The 25,690-nt window shown below is 70.0% G+C and carries 28 protein-coding genes and 1 pseudogene; 16 read left to right on the top strand and 13 right to left on the bottom strand.

What is annotated here, in order from left to right:
• The first annotated feature begins 67 nt into the window (after positions 1–67).
• Together ACIBG8_RS03135 and ACIBG8_RS03130 are read left to right on the top strand one after the other, a co-directional pair.
• Positions 68–589 carry a TetR/AcrR family transcriptional regulator gene (locus ACIBG8_RS03135; RefSeq protein WP_397340809.1) on the top strand — a complete coding sequence of 174 codons (522 nt, stop codon included), beginning with the start codon at positions 68–70 and terminating at the stop codon, positions 587–589.
• Positions 586–1,008, top strand: a complete 423-nt coding sequence (locus ACIBG8_RS03130) for a DUF3592 domain-containing protein (protein ID WP_397340808.1) — start codon at positions 586–588, stop codon at positions 1,006–1,008. Before ACIBG8_RS03135 ends, ACIBG8_RS03130 begins: the two co-directional genes overlap by 4 nt.
• Here ACIBG8_RS03130 and ACIBG8_RS03125 read toward each other — a convergent pair.
• Positions 996–1,562, bottom strand: a complete 567-nt coding sequence (locus ACIBG8_RS03125) for a hypothetical protein (protein ID WP_397340807.1) — start codon at positions 1,560–1,562, stop codon at positions 996–998. The genes ACIBG8_RS03130 and ACIBG8_RS03125 overlap by 13 nt on opposite strands.
• Before the next feature lie 162 nt (positions 1,563–1,724).
• On the opposite strand from ACIBG8_RS03125, the gene ACIBG8_RS03120 reads away from it, so the two are divergent.
• Entirely contained in the window at positions 1,725–2,414 is a 690-nt protein-coding gene (locus tag ACIBG8_RS03120; RefSeq protein ID WP_397340806.1) for a sulfotransferase family protein, read from the top strand.
• Positions 2,415–2,456: 42 nt separating this feature from the next.
• Here ACIBG8_RS03120 and ACIBG8_RS03115 read toward each other — a convergent pair whose 3' ends face one another.
• The 3 genes from ACIBG8_RS03115 to ACIBG8_RS03105 all read right to left on the bottom strand — a co-directional run bounded on the left by ACIBG8_RS03115 (position 2,457) and on the right by ACIBG8_RS03105 (position 4,775).
• Positions 2,457–3,782, bottom strand: coding sequence for an FAD-binding oxidoreductase (locus ACIBG8_RS03115; protein ID WP_397340805.1), 1,326 nt, complete (start codon positions 3,780–3,782; stop codon positions 2,457–2,459).
• Between the two features lie 12 nt (positions 3,783–3,794).
• Complete coding sequence (locus tag ACIBG8_RS03110) at positions 3,795–4,271, bottom strand: carboxymuconolactone decarboxylase family protein (protein ID WP_397340804.1); 477 nt, start codon at positions 4,269–4,271, stop codon at positions 3,795–3,797.
• A gap of 66 nt (positions 4,272–4,337) precedes the next feature.
• The gene (locus ACIBG8_RS03105) at positions 4,338–4,775 is read right to left on the bottom strand and encodes an SgcJ/EcaC family oxidoreductase (protein WP_397340803.1); all 438 of its coding nucleotides are present in this window, start codon (positions 4,773–4,775) and stop codon (positions 4,338–4,340) included.
• A 92-nt stretch (positions 4,776–4,867) separates the two neighbouring features.
• On the opposite strand from ACIBG8_RS03105, the gene ACIBG8_RS03100 reads away from it, so the two are divergent.
• The gene (locus ACIBG8_RS03100; protein WP_397340802.1) at positions 4,868–5,272 is read left to right on the top strand and encodes a MarR family winged helix-turn-helix transcriptional regulator; all 405 of its coding nucleotides are present in this window, start codon (positions 4,868–4,870) and stop codon (positions 5,270–5,272) included.
• Positions 5,273–5,282: 10 nt separating this feature from the next.
• Positions 5,283–5,690, top strand: a pseudogene (locus ACIBG8_RS03095) (SMI1/KNR4 family protein); the annotation flags it as partial.
• Here the strand turns inward: ACIBG8_RS03095 and ACIBG8_RS03090 are convergent.
• Positions 5,648–6,523: a LuxR C-terminal-related transcriptional regulator gene (locus tag ACIBG8_RS03090; protein ID WP_397340801.1), complete on the bottom strand. Its 876-nt coding sequence runs from the start codon at positions 6,521–6,523 to the stop codon at positions 5,648–5,650. The pseudogene ACIBG8_RS03095 and the gene ACIBG8_RS03090 overlap by 43 nt on opposite strands.
• A 151-nt stretch (positions 6,524–6,674) precedes the next feature.
• On the opposite strand from ACIBG8_RS03090, the gene ACIBG8_RS03085 reads away from it, so the two are divergent.
• Both ACIBG8_RS03085 and ACIBG8_RS03080 read left to right on the top strand, forming a co-directional pair.
• A complete protein-coding gene (locus ACIBG8_RS03085; protein ID WP_397340800.1) occupies positions 6,675–7,127 on the top strand; it encodes an SgcJ/EcaC family oxidoreductase in 453 nt (150 codons plus the stop codon).
• Positions 7,124–8,617 (top strand): multicopper oxidase family protein, encoded by a 1,494-nt coding sequence (locus tag ACIBG8_RS03080; RefSeq protein ID WP_397340799.1) that lies wholly within the window; start codon positions 7,124–7,126, stop codon positions 8,615–8,617. The genes ACIBG8_RS03085 and ACIBG8_RS03080 overlap by 4 nt, the downstream gene beginning before the upstream one ends.
• Here the strand turns inward: ACIBG8_RS03080 and ACIBG8_RS03075 are convergent.
• Entirely contained in the window at positions 8,552–9,547 is a 996-nt protein-coding gene (locus tag ACIBG8_RS03075) for a sensor histidine kinase (protein ID WP_397340798.1), read from the bottom strand. The two genes, ACIBG8_RS03080 and ACIBG8_RS03075, sit on opposite strands and share 66 nt — an antisense overlap.
• Positions 9,540–10,220 (bottom strand): response regulator transcription factor, encoded by a 681-nt coding sequence (locus tag ACIBG8_RS03070; RefSeq protein ID WP_397340797.1) that lies wholly within the window; start codon positions 10,218–10,220, stop codon positions 9,540–9,542. The genes ACIBG8_RS03075 and ACIBG8_RS03070 overlap by 8 nt, the downstream gene beginning before the upstream one ends.
• 97 nt (positions 10,221–10,317) lie before the next feature.
• Here ACIBG8_RS03070 and ACIBG8_RS03065 point away from each other — a divergent pair, with 97 nt between their 5' ends.
• The 5 genes from ACIBG8_RS03065 to ACIBG8_RS03045 all read left to right on the top strand — a co-directional run bounded on the left by ACIBG8_RS03065 (position 10,318) and on the right by ACIBG8_RS03045 (position 15,638).
• Positions 10,318–11,688: an amino acid permease gene (locus ACIBG8_RS03065; RefSeq protein WP_397340796.1), complete on the top strand. Its 1,371-nt coding sequence runs from the start codon at positions 10,318–10,320 to the stop codon at positions 11,686–11,688.
• Positions 11,685–12,917 carry an arginine deiminase gene (locus ACIBG8_RS03060; RefSeq protein ID WP_397340795.1) on the top strand — a complete coding sequence of 411 codons (1,233 nt, stop codon included), beginning with the start codon at positions 11,685–11,687 and terminating at the stop codon, positions 12,915–12,917. Before ACIBG8_RS03065 ends, ACIBG8_RS03060 begins: the two co-directional genes overlap by 4 nt.
• Before the next feature lie 2 nt (positions 12,918–12,919).
• Positions 12,920–13,924: an ornithine carbamoyltransferase gene (argF, locus tag ACIBG8_RS03055; protein ID WP_397340794.1), complete on the top strand. Its 1,005-nt coding sequence runs from the start codon at positions 12,920–12,922 to the stop codon at positions 13,922–13,924.
• Between the two features lie 2 nt (positions 13,925–13,926).
• Positions 13,927–14,862 carry a carbamate kinase gene (gene arcC, locus ACIBG8_RS03050; protein ID WP_397340793.1) on the top strand — a complete coding sequence of 312 codons (936 nt, stop codon included), beginning with the start codon at positions 13,927–13,929 and terminating at the stop codon, positions 14,860–14,862.
• A 152-nt stretch (positions 14,863–15,014) separates the two neighbouring features.
• On the top strand, positions 15,015–15,638 hold the full coding sequence (locus ACIBG8_RS03045; protein WP_397340792.1) for a maleylpyruvate isomerase N-terminal domain-containing protein: 624 nt from the start codon (positions 15,015–15,017) through the stop codon (positions 15,636–15,638).
• Here the strand turns inward: ACIBG8_RS03045 and ACIBG8_RS03040 are convergent.
• From ACIBG8_RS03040 to ACIBG8_RS03030, 3 genes are all read right to left on the bottom strand, one after another.
• Entirely contained in the window at positions 15,625–15,819 is a 195-nt protein-coding gene (locus tag ACIBG8_RS03040; protein ID WP_397340791.1) for a ferredoxin, read from the bottom strand. The genes ACIBG8_RS03045 and ACIBG8_RS03040 overlap by 14 nt on opposite strands.
• Before the next feature lie 20 nt (positions 15,820–15,839).
• The gene (locus ACIBG8_RS03035) at positions 15,840–16,769 is read right to left on the bottom strand and encodes a cytochrome P450 (RefSeq protein ID WP_397340790.1); all 930 of its coding nucleotides are present in this window, start codon (positions 16,767–16,769) and stop codon (positions 15,840–15,842) included.
• A 221-nt stretch (positions 16,770–16,990) separates the two neighbouring features.
• Positions 16,991–18,337 (bottom strand): MFS transporter, encoded by a 1,347-nt coding sequence (locus ACIBG8_RS03030; RefSeq protein ID WP_397340789.1) that lies wholly within the window; start codon positions 18,335–18,337, stop codon positions 16,991–16,993.
• A 99-nt stretch (positions 18,338–18,436) separates the two neighbouring features.
• Here ACIBG8_RS03030 and ACIBG8_RS03025 point away from each other — a divergent pair, with 99 nt between their 5' ends.
• Positions 18,437–18,880: a helix-turn-helix transcriptional regulator gene (locus ACIBG8_RS03025; protein WP_397340788.1), complete on the top strand. Its 444-nt coding sequence runs from the start codon at positions 18,437–18,439 to the stop codon at positions 18,878–18,880.
• 5 nt (positions 18,881–18,885) lie between these two features.
• A complete protein-coding gene (locus tag ACIBG8_RS03020; protein WP_397340787.1) occupies positions 18,886–19,296 on the top strand; it encodes a VOC family protein in 411 nt (136 codons plus the stop codon).
• On the opposite strand, the gene ACIBG8_RS03015 is transcribed toward ACIBG8_RS03020, so the two are convergent.
• Together ACIBG8_RS03015 and ACIBG8_RS03010 are read right to left on the bottom strand one after the other, a co-directional pair.
• Positions 19,280–19,696 (bottom strand): VOC family protein, encoded by a 417-nt coding sequence (locus ACIBG8_RS03015; protein ID WP_397340786.1) that lies wholly within the window; start codon positions 19,694–19,696, stop codon positions 19,280–19,282. The two genes, ACIBG8_RS03020 and ACIBG8_RS03015, sit on opposite strands and share 17 nt — an antisense overlap.
• 10 nt (positions 19,697–19,706) lie before the next feature.
• Positions 19,707–20,117 (bottom strand): helix-turn-helix transcriptional regulator, encoded by a 411-nt coding sequence (locus tag ACIBG8_RS03010; RefSeq protein ID WP_397340785.1) that lies wholly within the window; start codon positions 20,115–20,117, stop codon positions 19,707–19,709.
• Positions 20,118–20,197: 80 nt separating this feature from the next.
• On the opposite strand from ACIBG8_RS03010, the gene ACIBG8_RS03005 reads away from it, so the two are divergent.
• Together ACIBG8_RS03005 and ACIBG8_RS03000 are read left to right on the top strand one after the other, a co-directional pair.
• Positions 20,198–20,536, top strand: coding sequence for a VOC family protein (locus ACIBG8_RS03005; protein ID WP_397340784.1), 339 nt, complete (start codon positions 20,198–20,200; stop codon positions 20,534–20,536).
• Between the two features lie 34 nt (positions 20,537–20,570).
• A complete protein-coding gene (locus ACIBG8_RS03000; protein WP_397340783.1) occupies positions 20,571–22,925 on the top strand; it encodes an ATP-binding cassette domain-containing protein in 2,355 nt (784 codons plus the stop codon).
• Here the strand turns inward: ACIBG8_RS03000 and ACIBG8_RS02995 are convergent.
• A complete protein-coding gene (locus ACIBG8_RS02995) occupies positions 22,910–25,618 on the bottom strand; it encodes a BTAD domain-containing putative transcriptional regulator (RefSeq protein ID WP_397340782.1) in 2,709 nt (902 codons plus the stop codon). The genes ACIBG8_RS03000 and ACIBG8_RS02995 overlap by 16 nt on opposite strands.
• Positions 25,619–25,690 lie beyond the last annotated feature (72 nt).

Raw genomic sequence — 25,690 nt, 5'->3', positions numbered from 1 at the left:
TAAGCGGAATGTAGACTTCCGGTTGTACACTAAGCGGAAGCCGATCGTCCACTTCGAGGGAGAACTCATGCGCGCCGACGCTCGCCGTAATCGGGACAGGATCCTGGAGGCGGCGCGGGACGCGATGGCCGAGCGTGGCGCCGACGCGCCGATGGAGCTGATCGCCCGCCTGGCCGGGGTGGGCGTCGGGACGCTCTACCGCCGCTTCCCCGACCGCGACGTGCTGCTCGCCGCGCTGGCCGAGCAGTACGTCCACGAGCTCGTCGACGCCCTCGACGCCGCCGTCATGGCCGAGCCGGACGCGTGGGCGGCCGTGCGTGCCTTCGTGGTGCACAGCGTGGAGAAGGGGCGGGGCGCCGTTGCAGCGGCGCTGGCCGGGGCGTCCGCGCCGGAGGGCAGGCAGGCGCTGGTGGAGCGGGTCGACGAGCTGGTACGGCAGGCGCAGGCGGACGGCGGGATGCGACGGGACGCGGGCTCCGGCGACATCATGGAGCTGCTCAGCGTGTTCGCCTGCCACCCGGGCGTGATCCCTGAGCGTTTCCTGCCCCTGATGCTGGACGGCCTCAGCGCTGTACGTTCCCCAGCATGAGCTACGTCTATCTCGGCATCGTGCTGCTGCTCGGCGTGGCCGGGGCCGTGGTGGGGCGGCGGCAGGCGCGCGGCGGGCTGCGGCTGCTGGCGGGCGGGATCCGGGTCCTGGGGACGGTGACCGACCTGACCATGGCGTCGGCGGGCAACACGCGCAACGCCAACTACTACGTGACCTTACGGTTCGACAGCCAGGACGGGCGGACGTGGGAAACCCGCTCCCCGGTGCTGATGCGCCCCGAGGACGCGGAGCTCGGAGCGGTGATCACGGTCGTCTACGACCAGTCGGACCCCCACCACGCCCGCATCGACTCCAAGCCGGGCCTGGGCATCGGCACCGGCCTCCTCGTGCAGTGGATCGGCGTCGCCCTGATCGTCATCGCCGTGCTCGGCGGCCTGGTGGCTCCCTATCTGCCCTGAGGCGCTTCGTAGGTCCACTCCTTGCCCGCGCAACCGGTCGCCTGGCCCAGCGAGCCCGGGTGGGGAGCCGGGGGCAGGGACGGGTCGGTCGTCTCGCACATCCGCATCGTGACCCGGCTGAGCGTCGGGTGCGGCGGCACTTCCAGCTTGAACGACCCCCAGGTCCACGACTGGTCCTGCGGGCTGGACGGATCCTTGCAGACGGTCACCTTGTACGACTTGCCGGTCGCCCCGGCGTAGATCCCGCCGGACACCTCCGTGCAGGGCCGGTTGAACTCGTCGGCGTTGCTCGTGGTGTTGGTGTTCTCCACGTAGCCCACCACGAAGTACTTCTTCCGCCAGCCGCCCGTGGGGTTGTGCCTGCCGGGCCTGACCCACTGCCGCTCGACGATGTTCCTGCCGACGATCCGGCGGTTCACCCCGGCCTCCGGGTCCTGCCACACGAAGGGGCCGAACTCGGCGATCACCACCACGTCGGCTGACGCATGTGCCGCGGAGGGGGCCAGGACCACGGCCGCGACCACTCCGGCCAGAAGGCCGCCAATCCTGCTCATCTGCTCTCCCTGGGCTCGGTTCCTGCCCTTAGGTGATCAGGCCGCCCTTGCACTCGCCTTGCACGCCGCTTTTCCCGGCTTTCAGCTCGGAAAACCCTCCAAAGAGACCCGGCCACCCCCGGTGCCAGCATGTGAGGAAACGACCGTCGGAAGGGCAATCTGATGGTGAAAGTGATCGGCGCGGGCTTCCCGCGCACGGGAACGTCCTCGATGAAGGCCGCGCTCGAGAAGCTCGGTTTGGGCCCGACCTACCACATGTTCGAGATCTTCAAGAACCCTCACCACGTCGACCGCTGGCTCCCCCTGGCCGAGGGAAAGCCGGTGAACTGGGACGAGGTCCTCGACGGCTACCACTCCGCGATGGACTGGCCGGCCAGCCACTTCTGGCGGGAACAGGCGGACTTCTACCCGGACGCGAAGGTCATCCTGACCGTCCGCGAGCCGGAACGCTGGTTCACCAGCTTCCAGGGCCTCATGGACATGGGCCCGCGCCGGGCCTCACCGGAGGACATGCCCCCGGCGATGCGCGACTTCTTCGCGCCGATGGCCCGTCTCCAGCCGGTGTTCGAGCTGATGACCCGGAACACGTTCGGCAGCGACTGGACGCCGGAGAACCAGGACGAGAAGGTCGCGATCGAGGCCTTCACCACCCACATCGAGCGGGTCAAGGCGAGCCTGCCCGCCGACCGCCTGCTGGTCTTCGACGTCCGCGAGGGCTGGGGCCCGCTGTGCGAGTTCCTCGGCGTGGAGGCGCCGGACGAGCCGTTCCCGCACCTCAACGACGCGGCGTCGATGCGCAGGATGCTGGAGGACTTCGCCAGGGAAGGAAAGATGGCCTCCCCCTTCGACTAGGAACGGCAGGGCCCCGGCCGGAGCCGGGGCCCATGTCCCGCACTACGGCCGGACGTTGTGGTTGCCCGCGAACAGGTTGGCCGGGTCGTACTCGCGCTTGACCGCCGCCAGTCGCCGGTAGGTCTCCCCCGGGTACACCGCGGCCACGTCCTCCTCGGTGGCGGTCGCCATGAAGTTGGCGTAGGCGCCGCTCACGTGCGGGGCGAGCCGCGCCCAGAGCGCGTCCAGCACCGGGGCACCCGCCTCGACGACGGGCGCGGGACCTCCGGCGCTGGTCACGAACATCAGCTCCGCCTGCCGGTGCGCGTAGGCGGTGGCGTCGTCGGGAACGCGCGACACCGCGCCGCCGACGCTGCGGACCCCGATGAACGGCGCCCCGGCCGACGTCCCCGCCTCGGCGAGAATCCGCAGGACCGCGGGCACCGACTCCTTCTCGACGAACGCGCCCCTGGCGACCAGCCGGATGCCGGGCGGCGGGACCATGCCCTCCACGAGGACGTCCGCGTACGGCATCGGCGCGACGTCGTCGTCGATCACCGTGCCGAGCGCGCGGATCGGGTCGATGGCCCGCGCGGCCAGCTCCGGGTCGTCGCCGTCGAAGGCGACGTGGATCTCCAGCGGGGAGCTCGGCCCACCGGCCATGGGGTTGGCGAAGACCGCGATGGAGGTGAGGTCCTCGGTGGCGGTGCGGGCGTAGTCCGCCCAGCCCTGGAGGACGGTCTCCAGCTCGGCGACCGGGAAGACGACCTTTCCGTAGAAGATGTCCGTGGTCGGGTGCGCCTCGAACTCGAAGGCGGTCACGATCCCGAGGTTGCCGCCGCCGCCGCGGATCGCCCAGAACAGCTCGGGGTTCTCCGTCTCGCTGGTGCGTACGAGCTCGCCGTTGGCGGTGACCACGTCGGCGGCGACCAGGCTGTCCAGGGCCAGGCCGTACTTCCTGACCTTCCAGCCGATGCCGCCGCTCAACGTCAGGCCGCCGACGCCGACGCTCCTGGTGTCGCCGGAGGAGATCGCCAGGCCGTGCGGGGCGAGGGCGTCCGCGACCGGGCCCCAGGTGGCGCCGCCGCCGATCCGCACGAGGTGACGCTCCTTGTCGGTGATCGTCACGGTGTTGAGCCTGCTCAGGTCGATCACGACGCCGCCGTCGTTGGTGCCGAAGCCGGGAAAGCTGTGCCCGCCGCCGCGCACGGCCAGCGGAAGGCCCGCGCCTGCGGCGAACTTCACGGCTGCCTGCACGTCCTCGGCGCTCTCGGGCCGCAACACGTAGGCAGGGCTGCCGAAGGCCAGGACGGTACGGCTGGCCGCGTCGTACTCGGCCGCGCCGGGCTCGATGATGTCGCCGTTGAAGCCGTCAATAACTGAACTCATGATGATCCTCACTTATGCGAACTGGCCGGGCTGGTAGTCACCCGCGGGTTGCTGGACGATGACGTTCATCCGGTTGGTTGCGTTGATAAAGGCGATCAACAGCACCAATGCGGAAAGTTGTTCCTCGTCGTAGTGCTTTGCGGCGTTTGCCCAGATTTCGTCGGGGACGCCGCCCGCGGCGTCGGCGATGCGGGTGCCCTGCTCGGCGAGCTCCAGGGCGGCGCGCTCGGCGTCGGTGAACACGGTGGCCTCGCGCCAGGCGGCGACCAGGTTGACGCGCACCGGCGACTCTCCCGCGTGCGCGGCGTCCTTGGTGTGCATGTCGGTGCAGAAGCCGCAGCCGTTGATCTGGCTGGCGCGGAGCATGACCAGGTCCTGCAGCGAGGTCGGGAGCGTCGAGTCCTTGATGATGACTCGGGCGGCCGAGGTGAAGTACTTCATGGACTTGGTGGCTAGTGGGCTGGTGAAGATGTTCAGTCGAGCTTCCATGCACACAAGATGCCGACGGGCCGGTTTCTGTGACAGCGCCGGTCTGTGATGTGCGTCACGGCCGTGTCAGTGGTGGGCCTTGGGCTTGGTGGCGGGCTGGAACTTGAAGGAGATGGCTTCCATCAGGCTCTGGCGCTTGGTCTTCTGGATGGCGGCCACCCGCCACTGGCCGTCGGTGTCGCGGACGATCGTGTAGGTCTGGACTTTGCCGAGCTTCTTGGGCTTGCCCTTGAAGACGTCGCCGCGGGTGACGGCTACGGCGGTGTCGGGGCCGTAGAAGCGGATGTCGACGATCTCCATGTGCAGCTTGCTGCCCTTGAGGAAGCTGTCGAACAGCGCCTGGTGGGCGTCGCCGATCTCCTGGGCGCCGACATAGACGGTGCCGACGAAGGTGACGTCGGTGGCGTCCTCAGTGAAGGTCTGCCCGTAGGCGGCGCCGTCGCCGCGGTTCCAGGCGTCGCGGGCCTGCTCCAGGAGGGTGTGGATGGCGGTGATGTCGTTCATGTCGGCAACCCTTTCATGATAGCTTCTCGTAAGCAGTTTCTTCTTTGAAGATTTAGCTGCTCTGAAGAAGAGATTAGGGAAGGGCGGAGCCCGTGTCAACACTGCATGTGGTTCACCGGCGCTACCTGTGCGCGGTGATGCTGCACGGCCACGCCAGCGCCAAGGCGTGCAACCTGGGCGCGACCGACTTCTCCGCGCTGAACATCCTGGAGCTGGCCGGGGCGATGACGCCGGGCGAGCTGGGCGCCAGGACCGGGCTGACCACCGGGCCGACCTCGCGGCTGATCGACCGGCTGGAGGAGGCCGGTTACGTACGCAGGGTGCCGTCGGCCGACGACAGACGCAAGGTCATCGTCGAGCCGATGGGGTTGGACGCGGTGATGGCTCCCACCCGGGAGGCGATCAGCGGGATTCTCCGGGGTTACACGCCCGGGCAGATGCGGACGCTCATGGACTACTTCACCCGCGCGACCGACACCTACCGGCGGACCACCTAAGCTACGGCCCATGACGAGGTACGACCAGGTCAAAGCGACCTTCTGGGGCTCCGGCACCTACGGGCGTCAGGCGCCGCTGACCGACGCGGCGGTCGAGGAGGCAGAACGGCTGCTCGGCGTCGCCCTGCCCGCCGCGCTGCTGGACCTTCTCCGCGTACAGAACGGCGGCCAGGTCGCCGAGGACTGGGACGCGTTCCCCGTGGATCAGGAGACCTCCTGGGGTGAGGGTCACGTGCCCTTCGCCGACCTGATGGGCATCGGCCGGGCCGACGGGACGTCCTCCCTGCTGGACAGCCCCTACCTGGTCGAGGAGTGGGGAATGCCGTCGCCGCTGGTGCTGCTCAGCGGAGACGGCCACTACTGGGTCGGCCTCGACTACCGGCTCTGCGGCAGGCGGGGAGAGCCCGCCGTCACCTGGTTCGAGACGGACCTCGAGTCGGAGCTGACGCTGGCCGCGGACTTCCGGTCCTTCGTCGAGGGTCTGACAGCGAGCGGGTCATTCCTGGGCGAGTGACGGTCGCGGTAGGCCAGGACGGCTTGGACGCGGCGGTGGCTGTCCTTGGCGGGGGCCAGGTCGAGCTTGGCGAAGATGTTCGCGATGTGCTTGGCGACGGCCGCCGCCGTTATGTACAGGGCGTCGGCGACGGCGGTGTTCGACAGGCCGTCGGCCATCAGCGCGAGGACCTCGCGTTCACGCCGCGTCAGGCGCTCCAGCCCCTCGGGTTCCGTGATGTGCCCGCCCGTGGACCAAGTGCGCTCGAACAGGTCGACGAGCGCCGCGACGATCCCCGGCGAGGTGATCAACATCGCGCCGGACGCCCGGCGGCCGGGCGCGAGCTGGAGGAACGCGGCCGCCCGATCGATGATGAGCATCTGCTGCACCTGCTCGCCGATCGTCCGGTGCAGGTTGCCCGCCGCGTGCAGCTCCCTGATCAGCGCGGCCTCGTCCGGGTCGTCCAGCATGCCGTCACGGACGATCGTGCGCACGGTCACGCCCCTGCGCAGCGACTCGAGCGTGGCGAGCCGGTTCCGCTTCGCGTCGCGCCAGTCGTCCTCCACGGGCGTGGTGTACACCACGAAGATCTCGCGCGCCGAGGCGGTCGTCTCCTGGATCCGCCGCCAGCAGGCTTCGCCATCCTCGAAGATCTCCCCGGAAACCGACAGGTCGGAGCGCTGGGCGACGATCCGCTGCAGGTCCTCGGTGATGCTCCGCAGCCGCCCGGCCACGTCGGTGAGCCCGTCCTGTTCCACGCCACGAAATCTCGCAACAAGGACGTGATTGGTCAAATTGGTAGTGCTAGGGCTACCTCCGCTCCCCAGGGAATGTCGTCCCAGCACCCGTGTTTCCGCAGGCCGGCGCTGTTTCAATGATCGCCGTAACCAGCACGAGGAGAGCGCAGCAATGATCGACCGCACCACCGACCGTGAGGCCATCGTCAAGCTCATGGACGACATCGCCGACGCCTGGGACCGCCACGACCCCGAGGCGTACGGCGCGGCCTTCACCGAGGACGCCACCTACACCTCGTTCATCGGCACCGAGTACCGCGGGCGCGACGACCTGGCCGAGGGGCACCGGGCGGGGTGGGAGAAGTTCCTCAAGGGCACCAGGATGTACCACGACATCGTCGACCTGCGCTTCTACGGCCCGGACACCGCGATCATCACCACGCACGGCGAGGTGAGCAAGGGCAAGCGCCCGGCGAAGCTGCCCAAGGTGCAGACGATGACGGCCGTGCGCGAGGCGGACGGCCGGTGGCGCGTGGCGGCGTTCCAGAACACCAAGCACCAGACGGTGATGGAGGCCATTTCCTTCCTCTGGGCCCCGGAGACGAAGCCCGCAGCTCAGCAGTGAGGCGACGCACGCTGCTCTTCGGAGTCCCCCCGATCGCGCTGGCAGCGGCGACGGGTGGCTGGTTGTGGGCGGGGGCGGACACCAGCACGGCAGGCAAGGTGTCCTTCGTCAACCGGCTGGCGATCCCGCCCCTGGCCGCCTCGCGCCGCGACGCGGCCGGGAGGCGGGTGTTCGACCTGCGGGCCCAGCGGGGAAAGAGCTCCTTCCTGCCGGGGCCCGCGACCCCGACGTGGGGGTTCAACGGCGACTACCTGGGCCCCACGCTGCGTGCCGTACGCGGGGAAAGCGTGCTGGTCAACGTGACCAACGCGCTGGGCGAGGAGACCACGGTGCACTGGCACGGCATGCACCTGCCGGCCGCGATGGACGGCGGCCCGCACCAGCCGATCGCGCCCGGCGCCACCTGGTCGCCGACCTGGACCGTGCGGCAACCCGCCGCGACGCTCTGGTACCACCCGCACCCGCACGGCGCCACCGCCAGGCACGTCTACCGGGGCCTGGCCGGGCTGTTCATCATCGACGAAAAGGACGGCCTTCTCCCGCAAAACTACGGCGTGGACGACATCCCGGTCATCCTCCAGGACCGCAGTTTCACCTCGGACAACGAGCTGGACGAGACGCAGGGCTTCATGAACGACAGCGGCGTCCTCGGCGACACCATGCTGGTCAACGGCACGGCCGCGCCGTACCTGGAGGTCACGACCTCGCTGGTACGGCTCCGCGTGCTCAACGCCTGCAACGCCCGGGTACTCAACCTGGGCCTGGTGTCGGGAGCCACGTTCACGCTGGTCGGCACCGACGGCGGCCTGCTGAGCACGCCGCACCCCATGCGGCGGCTGCAGCTCTCGCCGGGCGAGCGGGCCGAGATCGTCCTGGCCCTCCCGCCGGGCAGCCGGGACGTCCTGCGCGGCTTCCCGCCCGACCTGGGCGCCGACCTGCTGACCACCCGTTTCAACGGCGGCGAGGACTCGTTCGACATCCTGCAACTGCGCGCCGCGCCGAAGCTGACCCCGTCGCCGCCCCTGCCAGCCACGCTGGCGGCGCCGCCCGCGCTCGGCCCGCCGGTGGCCACCCGCCGGTTCGAGATCGTCAGCTTCTCGATCAACGGCAAACCCATGGACATGGGCCGCGTCGACACCGTGGTGACCAAGGACACCACCGAGGTGTGGGAGATCACCAACATCGACGACCTGCCGCACAACTTCCACGTGCACGACGTGCAGTTCCAGGTGCTCACCGTGGCGGGACGCAAGCCGCCGCCCGAGCTGTCCGGGTGGAAGGACACGGTCTACGTCCCACCGCAGACGACCGTGCGGATCGCGTTACGGTTCGCCGACTTCGCCGATCCCCGCACGCCGTACATGTACCACTGCCACCTGCTGTGGCACGAGGACAACGCGATGATGGGGCAGTTCGTCGTGGTGTCAGAGGGCGGGGGGCAACCGCACCTCGAACACGGCGCCGGGACCGGGACCGGCGAGCACCACTGAGCCGCCGTGGGACCTGGCGATCTCCCGCACGATGGGCAGGCCGAGCCCGGTCCCGCCGCTGTCGCGGTCGCGCGAGGCGTCCAGCCGGGTGAACCGTTCGAAGATCCGCTCCATGTCCTCCGGAGGAACCCCAGGACCGTCGTCGGCCACGCTGAGGAGCACCTCGGGCGTCAGCGTGACCTTGACGGTCGAGGCCGCGTGGCGCTGGGCGTTGTCGAGCAGGTTGGTGAGCAGCCGAGAGAGCTGTACGGCGTCGCCGCGCACGCTCACGTCGGGCGCGAGGGAGAGCCTGATCGGCGCCCGCCGCCCGGCGATCGACTCGGCGACCAGCAGCGTCAGGTCCACCACCGCGTCGGACCTCGGTGCGTCCGAGTCGAGCCTGGCCAGGAGGAGCAGGTCCCCGGCGACGGCCTGGAGGCGCTGCGTGTCCCTGATGGCCTGCCGTACAGAAGCACGGCAGTCGATCTCGGGGTGAGCCTCGGCCACTTCCAGCGCGGCCAGCACCGCGGCGATCGGGTTGCGCAGCTCGTGGGAGGCGTCGGAGACGAACTGCCGCTGCCGGGAGACGGCGCGTTCGAGCCGGTCGAGCGTGCGGTTGACCTCCCCGGCGAGCTCGGCGACCTCGTCGCCCGCGCCGGGCACGGGCACGCGGCGCGACAGCTCGCTGGCGCTGATGCGGGCCAGCGACGTGGTGATCGCGCGGACCGGGATCAGGGCCGTCCTGGTCGCGTACCAGCTGGCCAGCGCCGCCAGGGCCAGCAGCACCGGCGCGCCGACCAGCATGGCGGCCAGCAGGAACCTGATCGTCGCCTCAGCCCTGCCGAAGGCGTTGTGCAGCGCGCCGAACAGCAGCCCACCCGCGACGAGCAGCGCGAGCGAGGTCACCGCCGTCACCGCGACGACGGCGCGGAACGTGATGGACCTAGGCATCGTCGTCCGCGATGCGGTAGCCGACGCCCCTGACGGTCTGGATCGAGCGCCGCCCGAAGGGCGTGTCGACCTTCTTGCGCAGCGAGCTGACGTAGACCTCGACGATGTTGGAGTCGAGCTCGCTCCCCCAGTCCCACACCTCGTCCAGCAGGTCCTGCTTGGACAGCACCTGCCCAGGCCGCTTCATCAGCGCGTGCAGCACGTCGAACTCCCGCGCGGTCAGCTCGATCGGCCGCTCCCCCCGCTTGACCCGTCGCGCCTGCGGGTCGAGCGTCAGGTCGGCCGCCTGCAGCGGCTCGCCGTCCCTGACGTGCCCGGTACGGCGGAGCAGCGCCCTGATCCGCGCGACCAGGACCACGTAGGAGAACGGTTTGGCCAGGTAGTCGTCGGCGCCGATGTCGAGCGCCTCGGCCTCGTCGTACTCGCCGTCCTTGGCGGTCAGCATGAGGATCGGCGTCCAGTCGCCCCGCTCACGCAGCGTCGAGGCGATCGTGTAACCGCTCATGCCGGGCAGCATGACGTCGAGCGTGATGACGTCGTAGTCGCGCGTCGTGGCCAGCTCCAGCCCGGTGTTGCCGTCGTTGGCGACGTCCACCCAGAAGCCCTCGGCCGTCAGCCCCCTGCGCAGCGAGTCGGCGAGCCCGTGCTCGTCTTCGACGACAAGTATCCGCACGTCAACAGCGTCGCACACGTTTCCTGAAGATCCCTTCAGGCTCTTCAGGAAGCCTTCATCGGGTCGGAGCGAAGCTGGGGGCATCGAAGGGGGAGAAATGTCAGAGACAACGCTCGCTCCGCCACCCGTGGGCACGACGGCGAAGACCGGCAAGCTCGGCCTGCCGCACGCCGTGGCCCTCGTGGTCGGCAACATCGTGGGAACCGGGGTGTTCCTGCTGCCCGCCTCGCTGGCCAAGTACGGCACGGTGAGCCTGGTGGCCATGGCCGTGGTGACCCTCGGGGCCATCGCGCTCGCCATGGTCTTCGGGAAGCTGGGCGCGCGCATCCCGGCGGGCGGCGGGCCGTACGCCTACGCCCGTGACGCCTTCGGTGAGTTTCCCGGGTTCTGGAACGCCTGGTCGTTCTGGCTGACGGCCTGGATCGGCAACGCCGCGATGGCGGTGGTGTGGGTCAACTACGTCAACTACTTCCTGCACTGGGAGAACCCGCTCGCCCAGGCCGCGCTGGCACTGGTGGCGCTCTGGATCCCGGCGCTGATCAACCTGACCGGCGTGAAGAACATCGGCGCCTTCACGATGGTCACGACGGTGCTCAAGTTCATCCCGCTGGTGTTCGTCGGGGTGGTGGGCCTGTTCTTCGTCAAGGCGGGCAACTTCGGCCCGTTCAACGCCACGGACGGCAACTGGCTGGGCGCGCTGTCCATGGCCGGGGCGCTCGCGCTGTTCATCTACTCCGGCGTCGAGAGCGTCACGATCATCGCCGACAAGATCAAGAACCCGGCGCGCAACATCGGCAGGGCCAGCTTCTACGGCGTGCTGATCTGCGCCGCGATGTACATGCTGTCCACGGTCGCCATCTTCGGCACCGTCCCGCACGACGCGCTGGTCAACTCCACGGCGCCGTTCGCCGACGCGATCAACAACATGTTCGGCGGCAGCGTCGGCGGCGGCCTGATGGCGGTCTGCGCGATCGTCTCCGGCATCGGCGCGATCAACGGCTGGACGATGCTGGTGGCCGAGATGCCGCTGGCGGCGGCCAAGGAGGGCATGTTCCCGAAGGCGTTCACCCGCGAGTCGCGCCGTGGCGCGCCGTGGTTCGGGATCGTCCTGGGCACCGCGCTGACCTCGCTGGTCGTGCTCTACAACTACTTCGGCACCAGTGACGGCTTCGAGATGATCCTGCTCATCGCGACCTTCACCACCGTCATCCCGTACTTCTTCTCCGCTTGCTCGCAGCTGTTCTGGCTGGTCACGGGGGCCAGGCGGGTGCACGGGACCAAGCTCGGCAAGGACCTGACGATCACCATGCTGGCCATGGCCTTCGCGTTCTGGATGACCTACGGCGCGGGCATGGAAGCGATCTTCATCGGCTTCCTGATGATGCTCGTCGGGGTGCCCGTCTACATCTGGGTCAAGGCCCGCCGCGGCGAGTACGGCCCAACGATTAACAAGGGGGAACTGTCATGACCTTCCACGTCGACTCGGAAGTCGGTCACCTCAAGCAGGTCATCCTGCACAAGCCGGAGCTCGCCCTCAAGCGCCTGACCCCGTCGAACAAGGACGACCTCCTCTTCGACGACGTGCTGTGGGTGCAGCGGGCCATGGAGGAGCACGACGAGTGGCAGCAGGTGCTGCGCGACCGCGGCATCACCGTCCACCTGCTCGCCGACCTGCTCAGGCAGACGATCGACATCCCCGAGGCGCGCAAGCACATCCTGGACTCGGTGGTGGACGAGCGCTGGTTCGGCCCGCTGGCCACCGACGCGATCCGCAACACCCTAGACGCCCTGCCCTCCGTACGGCTGCAGCCGTACCTCACGGGCGGCATCACGAAGCGGGAGATCATGGAGCTGGGCTGCGACCCGCGCTCCATCGCCTTCCACACCGTGGAGATGGACGACTTCGTCCTCGCGCCGCTGCCCAACCACCTGTTCACCCGCGACACCTCCAACTGGATCTACGACGGCGTCTCCATCAACGCGATGCGCAAGAAGGCGCGCATGCGGGAGACGGTCAACATGGAGGCCATCTACCGCTGGCACCCGCTGTTCGCCGCCGGGTACGGCACCGACTACCACGTGTGGAACGAGGGCACCGCGATGGCCCCGGCCACGATCGAGGGCGGCGACGTGCTGGTCATCGGCAACGGCGCGGTGCTGGTGGGGATGAGCGAGCGCACCCAGCCGCAGGCCGTCGAGATGCTGGCCAAGAGCCTGTTCGAGGCCGGTTCCGCGTCGAGCATCGTGGCGCTCGACATGCCGAAGGCGCGCGCGTTCATGCACCTGGACACGGTTATGACGAACGTCGACCACGGCGTCTTCACCCGCTACGCCGGGATGGGCGACCTGCGCTCGTGGACCATCGAGCCGGGCGACAACGAGAAGGAACTCAAGATCACCGACAACGCGCCGGAGCAGATGACGCGGGCCATCGGCCGCGCGATCGGCCTGGACGACGTCAGGATCCTCACCGCCGCCCAGGACGTCCACGCCGCCGAGCGCGAGCAGTGGGACGACGGGTGCAACGTCCTGGCCATCGAGCCGGGCGTCGTCGTCGCCTACGAGCGCAACACCACCACCAACAACTACCTGCGCGAGCAGGGCATCGAGGTGCTCGAGATCCGCGGCAGCGAGCTCGGCCGCGGCCGGGGCGGACCCCGCTGCATGAGCTGCCCCATCGAGCGAGAGGCGATCTGACCATGGCTTTCAACCTGCGCAACCGCAGCTTCCTCAAGGAGCTCGACTTCACGCCCGAGGAGTTCAGGTTCCTGCTGAAGCTCTCGGCCGAGCTCAAGGCGGCCAAGTACGCCGGGGTCGAGCGGCCCCGCCTGACCGGCAAGAACATCGCGCTGATCTTCGAGAAGAGCTCCACCAGGACCAGGTGCGCCTTCGAGGTCGCCGCCCACGACCAGGGCGCCGACGTCACCTACCTCGACCCGACCGGCTCGCAGATGGGGCACAAGGAGTCGGTCAAGGACACCGCCCGGGTGCTCGGCCGGATGTACGACGGCATCGAGTTCCGCGGCAAGAAGCAGGAGCACGTCGAGGAGCTGGCCGCTTACTCGGGTGTTCCCGTGTGGAACGGCCTCACCGACGAGTGGCACCCCACCCAGATGCTCGCCGACATGCTCACGATGAGCGAGCACAGCGACAAGCCGCTGCACGAGATCTCCTTCGCCTACCTCGGCGACGCGCGCAACAACATGGGCAACTCGTTGCTCGTCGCGGCGGCGCTGCTCGGCATGGACGTGCGGCTGGTCGCGCCGAAGTCGCTCTGGCCCGACGAGGACACCGTGGTCAAGCCCGCCCTCGCGATCGCCGACCGCACCGGCGCCCAGATCACCATCACCACCGACGTCGAGTTCGGGGTGCGCGGCGCCGACTTCCTCTACACCGACGTGTGGGTCTCCATGGGCGAGCCCGCTTCCGTGTGGGACGAGCGGATCGCGCTGCTGCGCGACTACCAGGTCAACCAGGCCGTGGTGGAGGCGACGGCGAACCCGCGGGTCAAGTTCATGCACTGCCTGCCCGCCTTCCACAACACCGAGACCTCGGTCGGGCGCGAGATCCACGCCAAGACGGGGATGGAGTCGCTGGAGGTCACCGAGGACGTCTTCGAGTCGCCTCGCTCCATCGTCTTCGACCAGGCGGAGAACCGGCTGCACACCATCAAGGCCGTCATGGTCGCGACCCTGGGAGCCTGATCATGAGAATCGTCGTCGCCCTCGGTGGCAACGCCCTGCTCCAGCGCGGTCAGAAGCCCGACGCCGCCCCGCAGCGGGAGAACGTGGCGACAGCCGTACGCGCCCTCGCGCCGCTGGCCGAGCGGCACGAGCTGATCATCACGCACGGCAACGGGCCGCAGGTCGGGGTCCTGGCGCTGCAGAGCGCCGCCGACGAGAACCTGAGCGGGCCGTACCCGCTGGACACGCTCGGCGCCGAGACGCAGGGCATGATCGGCTACTGGCTGCTCCAGGGCCTGCAGAACGCGCTGCCCGGCCGCCAGGTGGCCGCCATGGTCAACCAGACCCTCGTCTCCGCCGTCGACCCCGCCTTCGACGACCCGACCAAGTTCGTCGGCCAGGTGTACGGCCAGGCCGAGGCGGAGCGGCTCGCCGCCGAGAACGGCTGGACCGTCAAGCGGGACGGCGAGCACTGGCGGCGGGTCGTCCCGTCGCCCGCGCCGCAGCGGGTCGTGGAGACGAGGCTCATCCGCAACCTGGTCCGCGAGGGCGTGGTCGTGGTCTGCGCGGGCGGCGGGGGCATCCCGGTGGTGCGCAACGAGCGCGGCCAGTTGCAGGGCATCGAGGCCGTCATCGACAAGGACCTCACCGGCGCGATGCTGGCCGAGGCGCTGGAGGCGGACGTCTTCATGGTCCTCACCGACGTGCCTGCCGTCATCGACGGGTACGGCACGCCGCAGGCCAGGGAGATCGGCCACGCCACGCCGCACGAGATGCGCGCGATCGGCTTCCCCGCCGGCTCGATGGGGCCCAAGGTGGAGGCGGTGTGCCGTTTCGTGGAGACTACGGGCGACATGGCGGCGATCGGGCGGCTGGCGGACGCCGAGGACATCCTCATCGGCAAGTCGGGCACCATCGTCACACCGAACGCCACCTGGCCGCTGTCGAGCACCCTCTGACCCCTGCGCGCGACCGCCCGCTCCACACCATCCCGCCGCCGAGCCCGACCACCGCGTCGTAGAACCCGTCGGCGGGATCCCGGGGGTTCACCTGGTTGTGGAGTGCGGCCGTGTCGCGTCGCGGAATATCCGCCCATCGTAGGGTTGTGGGAATGGATCTCTTCTCGCAGTCGTGGGCGGCCTTGCTCAAGGCCGTCGCAGGGCTTTCCGACGAGGACTTCGCCCAGCCGTCCGGGTGCGCCGGATGGCTGGTGCGGGACCTCGTGTGCCATCTGGTCATCGACGCCCAGGACGTCCTGATCACCCTCGCCACCCCCGTCGACGCGGAACCGACCCGCAACTCCGTGACCTACTGGGAGGTCCTCGACGCCCCGCCGACCGGGGACGATCCGCTCGACGCGCTGACCGTCCGGCTGGCCGCCGCCTACGGGGAGCCCTGGCTGCTCAGGTTCCACCTCGACGACGTCGGCTCAGCCGCCGGTCGCGCCGCCGCGCTCGCCGACCCCGCCCAGCGGGTGGGCACCCGCGACGAGGTCCTCACCGCGGGCGACTACCTGGACGCCTACGTCCTGGAGTGGACGCTGCACCACCTCGACCTCGTCGCGCACCTTCCCGGTACGGCGGGGCCGCCCGCGGAAGGGCTGGCCCGCACGCGCGCGATGCTGGAGGAGATCGCCGGGACCCCGCTCCCCGCGTCGCTCTCCGACACGGACGCCCTGCTGGCCGGCACGGGACGGCGGCCTTCGGACGAGGTGGTCCCGCTCATCCTCGGGTGAGGATCGCCCGCGCCGGGCAGATGCGGGCCGCCTCCAGGACGTCGTCCTGGAGCTCGGGCCCCGGTTCGCCCTGGAGCAGCACGGCGATGCCGTCCTCGTCCCGCTGGTCGAACACGTCGGGGGCGATGAGCACGCACTGCCCGGAACCTGCGCAGGCGTCCTGGTCGAGGGTGATCTTCATGGCGTTTCTCCTTCGGTGTTTCACCAGGTGACGGGCAGTTCGCGGACGCCGTAGAAGACGGCGTGGTCCTTGAAGTCCAGCCGCTCCAGCGGTACGGCCAGCGCCAGGGTGGGGATGCGCCGGTAGAGCGTGCCGTACACGACCTGCAGCTCCACCCGGGCCAGCGGCTGCCCCAGGCACTGGTGCACGCCGTAGCCGAACGCGACGTGATGGCGGGCCTTCCTGCGCACGTCGAGCGTGCCGGGGCCGGGGAACGCCGCCGGATCCCGGTTGGCGACGCTCTTCACCACGACGATGCCCTCGCCCGCGCGGATCAGCTGCCCGCCCACCTCGAGGTCCTCCAGCGCGACGCGGCGGGCCTCGGTGTGCGTGATGGACAGGTAGCGCAGCAGCTCCTCGACGGTGTTGGCGACCAGCGCTGCGTCACCGTCGCGCACCGCGGCGAGCTGGTCCGGGTTCGCCAGCAGCGCGGCCGTACCCAGCGCGATCATGTTCGCGGTCGTGTCGTGCCCGGCCACCAGCAGGAGCTGGGCCATCGTGCGGATCTCCGGCCGGGTCATCGCGCCGCCGCCCGCCAGCCTGCCGAGGATGCCGTCGCCCGCCTCCTCCAGCAGGCCGTCGAGGTAGCCGTCCAGCTCCTCACTGGCCGCCACGGCGCGTGCCGGGTCGCCCTCGTCCATGACGAGCTCTCCCGCCACCCGCTGGAAGAAGGCCCGGTCACCGTACGGCACGCCGAGCAGCTCGCAGATCACCAGCGAGGGCAGCGGAAGCGCGAGCGCCTCCACCAGGTCGGCCGGGCGCGGCCCGGCAAGCATCGTATCGATGAGGTCGTCGACGAGCCGCTGGATCCCCGGCCGCAGCCCTTCCACCTTCCTGACCATGAAGTCGGCGGTCAGGAGCCGACGGTAGAAGGTGTGCTCCGGCGGGTCCATCTGCATGAGCGTCTTCATCCGCGCGTCGCGCCCTGCTCACCGCGTTGGTGTGCGGGAAGCCGGGCTGGGCGACGTCGACGCTGACCCGCGGGTCGGACAGCACGGCGCGGGCGTCGGCGTAGCCGGTGACCAGCCACGGCGTGCTGCCGTCCCACAGCCGCACGCGGGAGACCGGCGGCAGAAGGCCCATGCCGGGCGCGGGGTCGAACGGGCATGCGGCGTCGCGAGGCATCGGGAAGTCAGGCACGGTTCCCCCTGGCGGAGGTGAGGGCACCGACGGCGCAGACGGCGGCGAGGCCGAAGAACATGTTCCGCGCCGCGTCGAGCGTCGAGGCGCCGCCCAGGTTGACCAGGGCGCCCGCGACGGCTGTGCCGTACGCGATCGACAGGCTCGTGACGGTGGCGATCCCGGCGGCGGCCCGCCCACCCTCCTCCGGGTCCTGCGTGCTGGACATCGCGGCCACCGACAGGTGCGGGTAGGCCAGCCCGATTCCCGCCCCCGCGAGGAACAGGACCGGCACCCACACCAGCGGGTTCTCCCGCATCACCAACCCCTGTACGGCGAGGCCGGCGGCGAGCAGCACCGGGCCGAGCACGCGCAACCCGCGTACGGCCCGCCGCCCGGTCACCGACGAGCCCAGGATCTGCGTGAGCGACCAGCCGAGCGAGATGGCGGCGGCGAAGAACCCCGCCACCAGCGGCGGCAGCCCGGCCAGCCGCTGTCCGAACAGCGGCAGGAACGACTCGGCCGCCACGCCGAAGGCCAGCAGCCCCAGCGTCAGGTACACCCACTTCAGCGACGCCCCCCGCTCGTAGGTCGTGCGCGGGAAGACCCGCAGCTCGCTGCGGCGCTCGTGCGCGACGAACCCCGCCACCAGCAGCAGCGCGGCCGCGATGCAGCCCGCCTTCGCCGCCGTGCCGTCCACCACCCCGGCCACGCTCACGGCCCCGGCAGCCGCCGCGATCAGCAGCATCGACAGGGCCGGGATCGGCACCCGCACGCCCGCCCGCTCGCCGCGCGGCAGGACGCGGGGCACGATCGCCGCGCACCCGATGCCGAGCACCGCCATCGTCACGAACGCCACCCGCCACGATCCGAGCTGGGCGAACAGGCCGCCGAGGGCGGGCCCGGCGAAGTTGCCCACGCCGTACATCGCCGACATGAGCGCGGTGCCGCGCGTCCACAGCCGGGGCGGCAGCGCGGCGCGGATGACCGCGAACCCCAGCCCGGACAGCAGCCCGGCGCCGAGCCCCTGGACGCCGCGCGAGACCAGCAGCACGGCCATCGCCGGGCTCGCCGCGCAGGCGAGCGAGCCCGCGGCGAACGTGGCGAAGCCGATCAGGTAGGCGCCGACGTTGCCCCAGCGGGCCAGGTAGCGGCCGGTGAGCATGGTCGCGATCACCATCGCGACGAGGTAGACGGTCATGTTCCAGGCGTAGAAGCCCTCGCCGCCGAGGTCGGCCACCGCGCTCGGGAGCAGGCTCGCCGCCAGGTAGATGTTGATCGCGCCGACCAGCACCCCGCCCGACAGCACGACGGACGCGCCGAGGTATCGCTGCTTCCGCAGCTCCAGTTGATTGGTCATGACTTCAAGGCTGTCGTTGAACCGGTACCGGAGACTTCGCGCGGCCGGTGCTGGGACGATGCCCGGACGACCCTCAACGCGCGGTATATCGTGGGACAGGTGAGCAGTGCCCAAGCACAGCGCCTGCGCGACCTCGCCCTGCTCCGCCGCGTCCGCGACCGCATCGACCGGGAGTACGCCCAGCCGCTGGACGTCGAGGCGCTCGCCCGCGGCGTGAACATGTCCGCCGGCCACCTGAGCCGCCAGTTCAAGCTCGCGTACGGCGAAGCGCCCTACGGCTACCTGATGACGCGCCGGATCGAGCGGGCGATGGCGCTGCTGCGCCACGGGGAGATGACCGTCACCGAGGTGTGCTTCGCGGTGGGCTGCTCGTCGCTGGGCACCTTCAGCACCCGCTTCACCGAGCTGGTCGGCGTGCCGCCGAGCACCTACCGGCGCGAGGCGGCGCGCGCGACGGCCGGGATGCCGCCGTGCGTGGCCAAGCAGGTGACGAGACCGATCAGGAATCGAGAAGCGGCACCGGCGGAGGCGCATCTAGCGTGAACGGTATGGACATCACGATTCACTCGAGCTTCCTCCCGCACGACGACCCGGAGGCCTCGCTGACCTTCTACCGCGACGTCCTCGGCTTCGAGGTGCGCGACGACGTCGGCTACGACGGGATGCGCTGGATCAGGGTGGGCCCGCCCGGCCAGCCCAGCACGTCCATCGTCCTGCAGCCGCCGGTCGCCGATCCCGGCATCACCGACGACGAGCGCAAGACCATCACCGAGATGATGGCCAAGGGCACGTTCGCCGGGATCGTCCTGGCCACCACCGACCTCGACGCGACGTTCGAGCGGGTGCAGGCCAGCGGTGCCGAGGTCGTCCAGGAGCCCACCGACCAGGACTACGGCGTGCGCGACTGCGCGTTCCGCGACCCGGCGGGGAACCTGCTCAGGATCAACGAGATCCGCTGACCGCGCTCTGGATGCGCACCATGTTGCCCGACGGGTCGCGGAAGGCGCAGTCGCGCGGCCCGTAGGCCTGGTCGTGCGGCTCCTGCAGCACGTCGGCGCCCGACGCCCTGACCCGCTCGAAGGTCGCGTCGACGTCGTCGGTGCTGAACACGGTCATCGGCAGCACGCCCTTGATGAGCAGCTCCTGCAGGGCGTCGCCGTCCGCCTTGGACCGGCCCGCGTGCGGCTCGGACAGCACGATCTCGAGGTTCGGCTGGGCCGCGCTGCCGAGCGTGACCCAGCGGAAGCCGTCGGAGGCGACGTCGTTGCGCACGTCGAGGCCGAGCGCGTCGCGGTAGAAGCCAAGCGCCTCGTCCACGTCGTTGACGGTGATGTGGCAGTACTGGAGAGCGATGGTCATGGAGCCAACGTTAGGCCGCGTCGCGGCCGCGCGCCGGGCGGGTGCGCACCTTGGCCACGCACGCCGGCATGGCCGTGATCGCGTCGTGCTCCCTGCCGCGGTACGCGCTGGGCGTCTCCCCCACGATCTCGGTGAAGCGCGAGCTGAACGAGCCGAGCGAGGTACAGCCGACCGCCATGCAGGCGTCGGTCACGCTCATGCCGCCGCGCAGCAGCGCCATCGCCCGCTCGATCCTGCGGGTCATGAGATAGCTGTACGGCGTCTCGCCGTACACCGCTCTGAACTGCCGCGAGAAGTGCGCGGGGGACATGAGCGCGCGCCTGGCCATCGTGGGCACGTCGAGCGGCTGCGCGTAGTCGCGGTCCATCAGATCCCGCGCCCTGCGCAGGTGCGCGAGGTTGGCGAGGTCTTCTGGGGTCATAGGGGAATCTTACCCGAATTGACCAGACCGAGCAGGAATCGAGAAGCGCCTCTCACCGTGGCGCACCTAGCGTGACCGGCATGGAAACACAGGGAATCAAGACCGTTCTGCACCCCGTGACCGACCTGGAGAAGGCCAAGGCGGTGTACACCGCGCTGCTGGGCGTGGCGCCGAGCGCCGACTCTTCGTACTATGTCGGCTTCGACACGGCGGGCCAGCACATCGGGCTGGTGCCGGGTTCCGAGGACACCGGACCGGTGGACTACTGGCACGTGACCGACATCGAGGTGAAGCTGGCGGAGGTGACCGCGGCCGGAGCGACGGTGAAGCAGGCCCCGCGCGACGTCGGCGGCGGCCGCCTGGTGGCCACCTTCACCGACCCTGACGGGAACGTCCTCGGGTTGCTCCAGGACTCGTAAGCTGCGGACGTAGACGAAGGAAGGTTGGAGAACCATGCACGAGGCCGACAGCCACGATCTGATCCGCGTGTACGGCGCGCGGGTGAACAACCTCAAGGACGTCAGCGTCGAGCTGCCCAAGCGCCGCCTGACGGTGTTCACCGGGGTGTCGGGGTCCGGCAAGAGCTCGCTGGTGTTCAGCACGATCGCGGCGGAGTCGCAGCGGCTGATCAACGAGACCTACAGCGCCTTCGTGCAGGGGTTCATGCCGACGCTGGCCCGACCGGAGGTCGACGTCCTCGACGGGCTGACCACCGCGATCCTCGTCGACCAGCAGCGGATGGGCTCAGACCCGCGCTCCACGGTCGGCACGGCCACCGACGCGAACGCGATGCTGCGCATCCTGTTCAGCCGCCTGGGGCAGCCGCACATCGGCTCGCCCCAGGCGTTCTCCTTCAACGTCGCCTCGATCAGCGGCGCGGGCGCCGTCAAGATCGAGCGCGGCGGGCACACCGTGAAGGAGCGGCGCGAGTTCAGCATCACCGGCGGCATGTGCCTGCGCTGCGAGGGCCGGGGCAAGGTCAACGACATCGACCTGTCCCAGCTCTACGACGACTCCAAGTCACTGGCAGAGGGCGCGTTCACCATCCCCGGCTGGAAGTCCGACAGCTTCTGGACGGTCCGCGTCTACGCCGAGTCCGGGTTCGTCGACGCGAACAAGCCGATCAGCAAGTACACCAAGAAGGAGCTCAACGACTTCCTCTACCACGCGCCGGTCAAGGTCAAGGTCGACGGCGTCAACCTGACCTACGAGGGGCTGATCCCCAAGATCCAGAAGTCGTTCCTGTCCAAGGACAGGGAGGCCATGCAGCCGCACATCCGCGAGTTCGTGGACCGGGCGGTCACCTTCACCGTCTGCCCCGACTGCGACGGCACCAGGCTCAGCGCCGAGGCGCGCTCCTCGAAGATCAAGGGCATCAGCATCGCGGACGCCTGCGCGATGGAGATCCGCGACCTCGCCGAATGGGCGCGCGGCCTCGACGAGCCGTCGGTGGCGCCGCTGCTGGGCAAGCTGGTGGCCACGCTGGAGTCGTTCGTGGAGATCGGGCTGGGCTACCTGGCGCTCGAACGCCCGGCGGGCACGCTGTCCGGCGGCGAGGCGCAGCGCACCAAGATGATCCGCCACCTCGGCTCCGCGCTGACCGACGTCACCTACGTCTTCGACGAGCCCACGATCGGCCTGCACCCGCACGACATCCAGCGGATGAACGAGCTGCTCCTGCGGCTGCGCGACAAGGGCAACACCGTGCTCGTGGTGGAGCACAAGCCCGAGGCCATCGCGATCGCCGACCACATCGTCGACCTCGGTCCTGGGGCGGGTACGGCGGGCGGCACGATCTGCTTCGAGGGCACGCTCGACGGTCTGCGCGCCAGCGACACCATCACCGGCCGCCACCTGGACGACCGGGCGCAGCTCAAGGAGACGGTGCGGACGCCCAAGGGCAAGCTGGAGATCCGCGGCGCGACCCGTCACAACCTTCAGGACGTCGACGTCGACGTGCCGCTCGGGGTGCTGTGCGTGGTCACCGGGGTCGCGGGGTCGGGCAAGAGCTCGCTGATCCACGGCTCGATCCCGGCGAGCGCCGGGGTCGTCTCGGTGGACCAGGGCGCGATCAAGGGGTCGCGGCGCAGCAACCCGGCCACCTACACCGGCCTGCTCGACCCGATCCGCAAGGCCTTCGCCAAGGCCAACGGCGTCAAACCGGCCCTGTTCAGCGCCAACTCCGAAGGCGCCTGCCCCACCTGCAACGGCGCCGGAGTCATCTACACCGACCTCGGCATGATGGCCGGGGTGGCCAGCACCTGCGAGGAGTGCGAGGGCAAGCGTTTCCAGGCGGCGGTGCTCGACTACCACCTCGGCGGGCGCGACATCAGCGAGGTGCTGGCGATGCCGGTGAGCGAGGCGCTGGAGTTCTTCGGCTCCGGTGAAGCGCGTATCCCGGCCGCGCACGCGATCCTGGAGCGGCTCGCCGACGTGGGTCTCGGCTACATCAGCCTGGGCCAGCCGCTCACCACCCTATCCGGCGGCGAACGGCAGCGCCTCAAGCTGGCCACCCACATGGGCGACAAGGGCGGCGTCTACATCCTCGACGAACCCACCACCGGCCTGCACCTGGCCGACGTCGAGAACCTCCTCGGCCTGCTCGACCGCCTCGTCGACGCCGGAAAATCCGTCATCGTCATCGAGCACCACCAGGCCGTCATGGCCCACGCCGACTGGATCATCGACCTCGGCCCAGGCGCGGGACACGACGGCGGCAAGATCGTCTTCGAAGGCACCCCCGCCGACCTCGTCGCCGCCCGGTCCACGTTGACCGGCGAGCACCTGGCGTCCTACGTCGGCGCCTGACGGTCGAGGACGTCGGCCATGTGGTCCAGGGCCTGCCGGTCGGTGAGCGGCGGCCCTGGCTTGCTCTCGACGTCGGCGGTTATCAGGGTTCGTGCGGCCATGGCGCCGAAGTCGTTCCTGGTCTCCAGGTAGGCGAGCATGCGGCCAGCCTCCTCCGGCTGGCCCGCGGCGGCCATCATGTTGACGAACTCGATGCAGACGACGCTGGCGGCGATCACGTTGTCGGTGGTGATGAGCTCGTCCATGTAGGTGCGGAGGATGCGGAACGCGCGCCTGCGGTCGCCGCGGCGGAACGCCGATCTCGCCTGGACGGCCTTGCCCGCCGAGAGCGAGCCTTCCGGGACGTCCACGGTGGCGGCCTGGTCGAAGTACCGCTCGGCGTCGGCCTGCCGTCCCTGGAAGGCGGCGGAGTAGGCGAGGGTCTGCAGGGCCCAGTGCCTGAGCGTCGGGGGGCCGTCCAGGGCTGCTACGTAGCGGTCCACCTGCTCGAAGTGGCCGATGCCGAGGAGGGTTCCCGCCGCGTTCATCTCGACGAACGTCGCGACGTACGGCTCGCCCATACGGCGCAGCTCGGCCACGGCTTCGGGGAGCAACCGGCTGAGCGCGTGGCCGTCGCCTTCGACGTAGGCCCGGGCATAGGACTGCAGCGGTCCATCCTGGTCTGCCGGTTCTTTGTAGCCTTCGGGATTGCCGTTCTGGGTGTAGCGCTCTGCCACCCACAGCAGCCAGAAGGAGCGCAGGTCGGTCTCCTGCTCGGGGAGCATTTCGAGGATGCGTTCCGCCCAGTCGCCGATCTCCTGCTGGCCGCGGAGGGCCAGCTCGGTGGCGATCGGGCGGACGAGGGCGTCGGCCAGGTAGGGGTCGCCCGCCGTACCCGCCCAGGCTACGGCGGCTCTCAGGTTGGGCCACAGGTCGCGGAGGCGGGCTACGCCGGTTACCTCTTGGGGGCCTGCGAGTAACTGCCCTATGCGGGCGGTTTCGTCTGCGCACCAGGCTGCGTGCCGTACGGCCAGCGGGGCCCTGTCGGGGAGGAGGGCGGCGGCGAACTGGCGGATGGGTTCGAGGAGGCGGAAGCGGGGGCCGGGTTCCACGGTCACCATCGACCGGTCCACCAGGGCACTCAGGGCCTCGTCGTCGTCGGCGACCTTCGCCACGGCTTCACGGTGGAACGGGCCGTTGAAGATCGACAGGCACTGCAGGAGCTCCTGCTCGGGCGGGGTGAGCAGGTCGTATGACCATTGGATGGCGGCGCGCAGGCTGCGATGCCTGGGCTCGCCGGTCCTGCGCACGCCGACGTGGACGTTCGCCAGGAGTTGCGCCGGAGAGTGGCTCCGCACCCGTGCGGCTGCCAGCTCGATCGCCAGCGGGATCCCGTCGAGGCGGCGACACAACTCAGCGACATCGGCCCGGTCGTAGGTGTGGTCGGCGGCCAGCGCGCGGACGTGGAACAGCTCCTCGCCGGCGACCTGGTCCAGCGATCCGACCACGAACACACGCTCGCCGTCGACGTCGAGGCGCTCCCTGGAGGTGGCCAGCACCCGCACCTCGGGACACCCTCTGACGATCGCCTGCACGAGGCGGGCCGCACCGTCGAGCACGTGCTCGCAGTTGTCGACGATCAGCAACGCGGGGCTTGACCGTAGTGCGGCGACCACCGACTCGGTGACACTCCGCCCGGCCCGCTGCGCCACCCCGAGCGTGTCAGCCACCGCCCGCGCCACCTCACCGGACGAGGTCACCTCACCGAGCTCCACGAACCACACTCTCCCCACCACCACGCTCCGCACCTCGGCTTGCTCGACGGAGTGCGCTCGCTCGGCAACCACCCGCCGCCCGGCCGCCAGCGCGAGGCGGGTCTTGCCGATCCCGCCCGGCCCCACCAGCGTGACCACACTCGCCTCCGCGAGCAGCCCGTCGAGCGTGCGGAGCACATCGTCCCTCCCGATGAGCGGGCTCATCCGCCGCGGCAGATTCCCCTCCGGCCCACCCGAACCGCCATCCGGCTCGCGATCCCGCCCACCCTCCCCTTCGCCTTCGTCCTCGCGGAGGATCCGCGTTTCCAGGTTGCGCAGCCGTACCCCCGGCTCTATGCCGAGGTGCTCGATGAGGTGGCGTCTGGCCTGCTGGTAGGCGGCGAGGGCGTCGCCGCGTCGGCCGGCGCGGGCCAGGGCGGTCATCAGCAGCGCCCACACCCCCTCACGCAAGGGGTACTGCGCCGCCAGCTCGGTCAGCGCCGCGACGTCCATCCGGCGTTCGAGATCGACCTCGACCGCCCCCAGCCATTCCTCCGTGAGACCGTCCACCACCCCGGCCAGCCCCGGAGCGTCCACCCCCGCCAGCGGAACCCCCGTCCACTCGGCCAGAGCCCCCTCGACGTCCCCCTCACGCAGGCACCGGCGGAAGCGCAAAACGTCGACCGCGTCCGAGGCCACGTCGAGCCGGTAAGCCGCCCCCACCCGGCTGATCGGCAACCCCTTGCGCAACCGCGCCACATGCCACTGCAAGGTCTTCGTCACGGTACGCGGCGGCGCGTCCCCCCACACCAGCTCGATCAGCCGCGAGACCGGCACAGGCGACCCGGAAGACATCGCCAGCGCCCCCAGCAGCGCCTGCGTCCTCCCGGACCCGACGTCGATGGGAAGCCCGTCGTCGGTCTCGGCGCCGACGCCACCGAACACGCGGATCCGGACCACGAGAACTCCCCACCGGCAGCACACCGCCCGCACACCGCGCCGGGCCACGATCGCACCACATCAGGCCATACA

The sequence above is a fragment of the Nonomuraea sp. NPDC050556 genome (assembly GCF_044457355.1).
In the GTDB taxonomy this organism is placed as follows: Bacteria; Actinomycetota; Actinomycetes; order Streptosporangiales; family Streptosporangiaceae; genus Nonomuraea.
This window is presented reverse-complemented; position numbering and strand designations above follow the sequence as displayed.

What these genes read in the sequence shown, in the direction of transcription:
- ACIBG8_RS03015 (WP_397340786.1), bottom strand. Translation starts at nt 19,696, where the DNA reads ATGACCATCGCTCTCCAGTACTGCCACATCACCGTCAACGACGTGGAC.
- ACIBG8_RS03135 (WP_397340809.1), top strand. Translation starts at nt 68, where the DNA reads ATGCGCGCCGACGCTCGCCGTAATCGGGACAGGATCCTGGAGGCGGCG.
- ACIBG8_RS03020 (WP_397340787.1), top strand. Translation starts at nt 18,886, where the DNA reads ATGGACATCACGATTCACTCGAGCTTCCTCCCGCACGACGACCCGGAG.
- ACIBG8_RS03065 (WP_397340796.1), top strand. Translation starts at nt 10,318, where the DNA reads ATGTCAGAGACAACGCTCGCTCCGCCACCCGTGGGCACGACGGCGAAG.
- ACIBG8_RS03125 (WP_397340807.1), bottom strand. Translation starts at nt 1,562, where the DNA reads ATGAGCAGGATTGGCGGCCTTCTGGCCGGAGTGGTCGCGGCCGTGGTC.
- argF (WP_397340794.1), top strand. Translation starts at nt 12,920, where the DNA reads ATGGCTTTCAACCTGCGCAACCGCAGCTTCCTCAAGGAGCTCGACTTC.
- ACIBG8_RS03040 (WP_397340791.1), bottom strand. Translation starts at nt 15,819, where the DNA reads ATGAAGATCACCCTCGACCAGGACGCCTGCGCAGGTTCCGGGCAGTGC.
- ACIBG8_RS03075 (WP_397340798.1), bottom strand. Translation starts at nt 9,547, where the DNA reads ATGCCTAGGTCCATCACGTTCCGCGCCGTCGTCGCGGTGACGGCGGTG.
- ACIBG8_RS03010 (WP_397340785.1), bottom strand. Translation starts at nt 20,117, where the DNA reads ATGACCCCAGAAGACCTCGCCAACCTCGCGCACCTGCGCAGGGCGCGG.
- ACIBG8_RS03105 (WP_397340803.1), bottom strand. Translation starts at nt 4,775, where the DNA reads ATGAACGACATCACCGCCATCCACACCCTCCTGGAGCAGGCCCGCGAC.
- ACIBG8_RS03005 (WP_397340784.1), top strand. Translation starts at nt 20,198, where the DNA reads ATGGAAACACAGGGAATCAAGACCGTTCTGCACCCCGTGACCGACCTG.
- ACIBG8_RS03045 (WP_397340792.1), top strand. Translation starts at nt 15,015, where the DNA reads ATGGATCTCTTCTCGCAGTCGTGGGCGGCCTTGCTCAAGGCCGTCGCA.
- arcC (WP_397340793.1), top strand. Translation starts at nt 13,927, where the DNA reads ATGAGAATCGTCGTCGCCCTCGGTGGCAACGCCCTGCTCCAGCGCGGT.
- ACIBG8_RS03060 (WP_397340795.1), top strand. Translation starts at nt 11,685, where the DNA reads ATGACCTTCCACGTCGACTCGGAAGTCGGTCACCTCAAGCAGGTCATC.
- ACIBG8_RS03035 (WP_397340790.1), bottom strand. Translation starts at nt 16,769, where the DNA reads ATGAAGACGCTCATGCAGATGGACCCGCCGGAGCACACCTTCTACCGT.
- ACIBG8_RS03000 (WP_397340783.1), top strand. Translation starts at nt 20,571, where the DNA reads ATGCACGAGGCCGACAGCCACGATCTGATCCGCGTGTACGGCGCGCGG.
- ACIBG8_RS03030 (WP_397340789.1), bottom strand. Translation starts at nt 18,337, where the DNA reads ATGACCAATCAACTGGAGCTGCGGAAGCAGCGATACCTCGGCGCGTCC.
- ACIBG8_RS03085 (WP_397340800.1), top strand. Translation starts at nt 6,675, where the DNA reads ATGATCGACCGCACCACCGACCGTGAGGCCATCGTCAAGCTCATGGAC.
- ACIBG8_RS03110 (WP_397340804.1), bottom strand. Translation starts at nt 4,271, where the DNA reads ATGGAAGCTCGACTGAACATCTTCACCAGCCCACTAGCCACCAAGTCC.
- ACIBG8_RS03130 (WP_397340808.1), top strand. Translation starts at nt 586, where the DNA reads ATGAGCTACGTCTATCTCGGCATCGTGCTGCTGCTCGGCGTGGCCGGG.
- ACIBG8_RS03115 (WP_397340805.1), bottom strand. Translation starts at nt 3,782, where the DNA reads ATGAGTTCAGTTATTGACGGCTTCAACGGCGACATCATCGAGCCCGGC.
- ACIBG8_RS03120 (WP_397340806.1), top strand. Translation starts at nt 1,725, where the DNA reads ATGGTGAAAGTGATCGGCGCGGGCTTCCCGCGCACGGGAACGTCCTCG.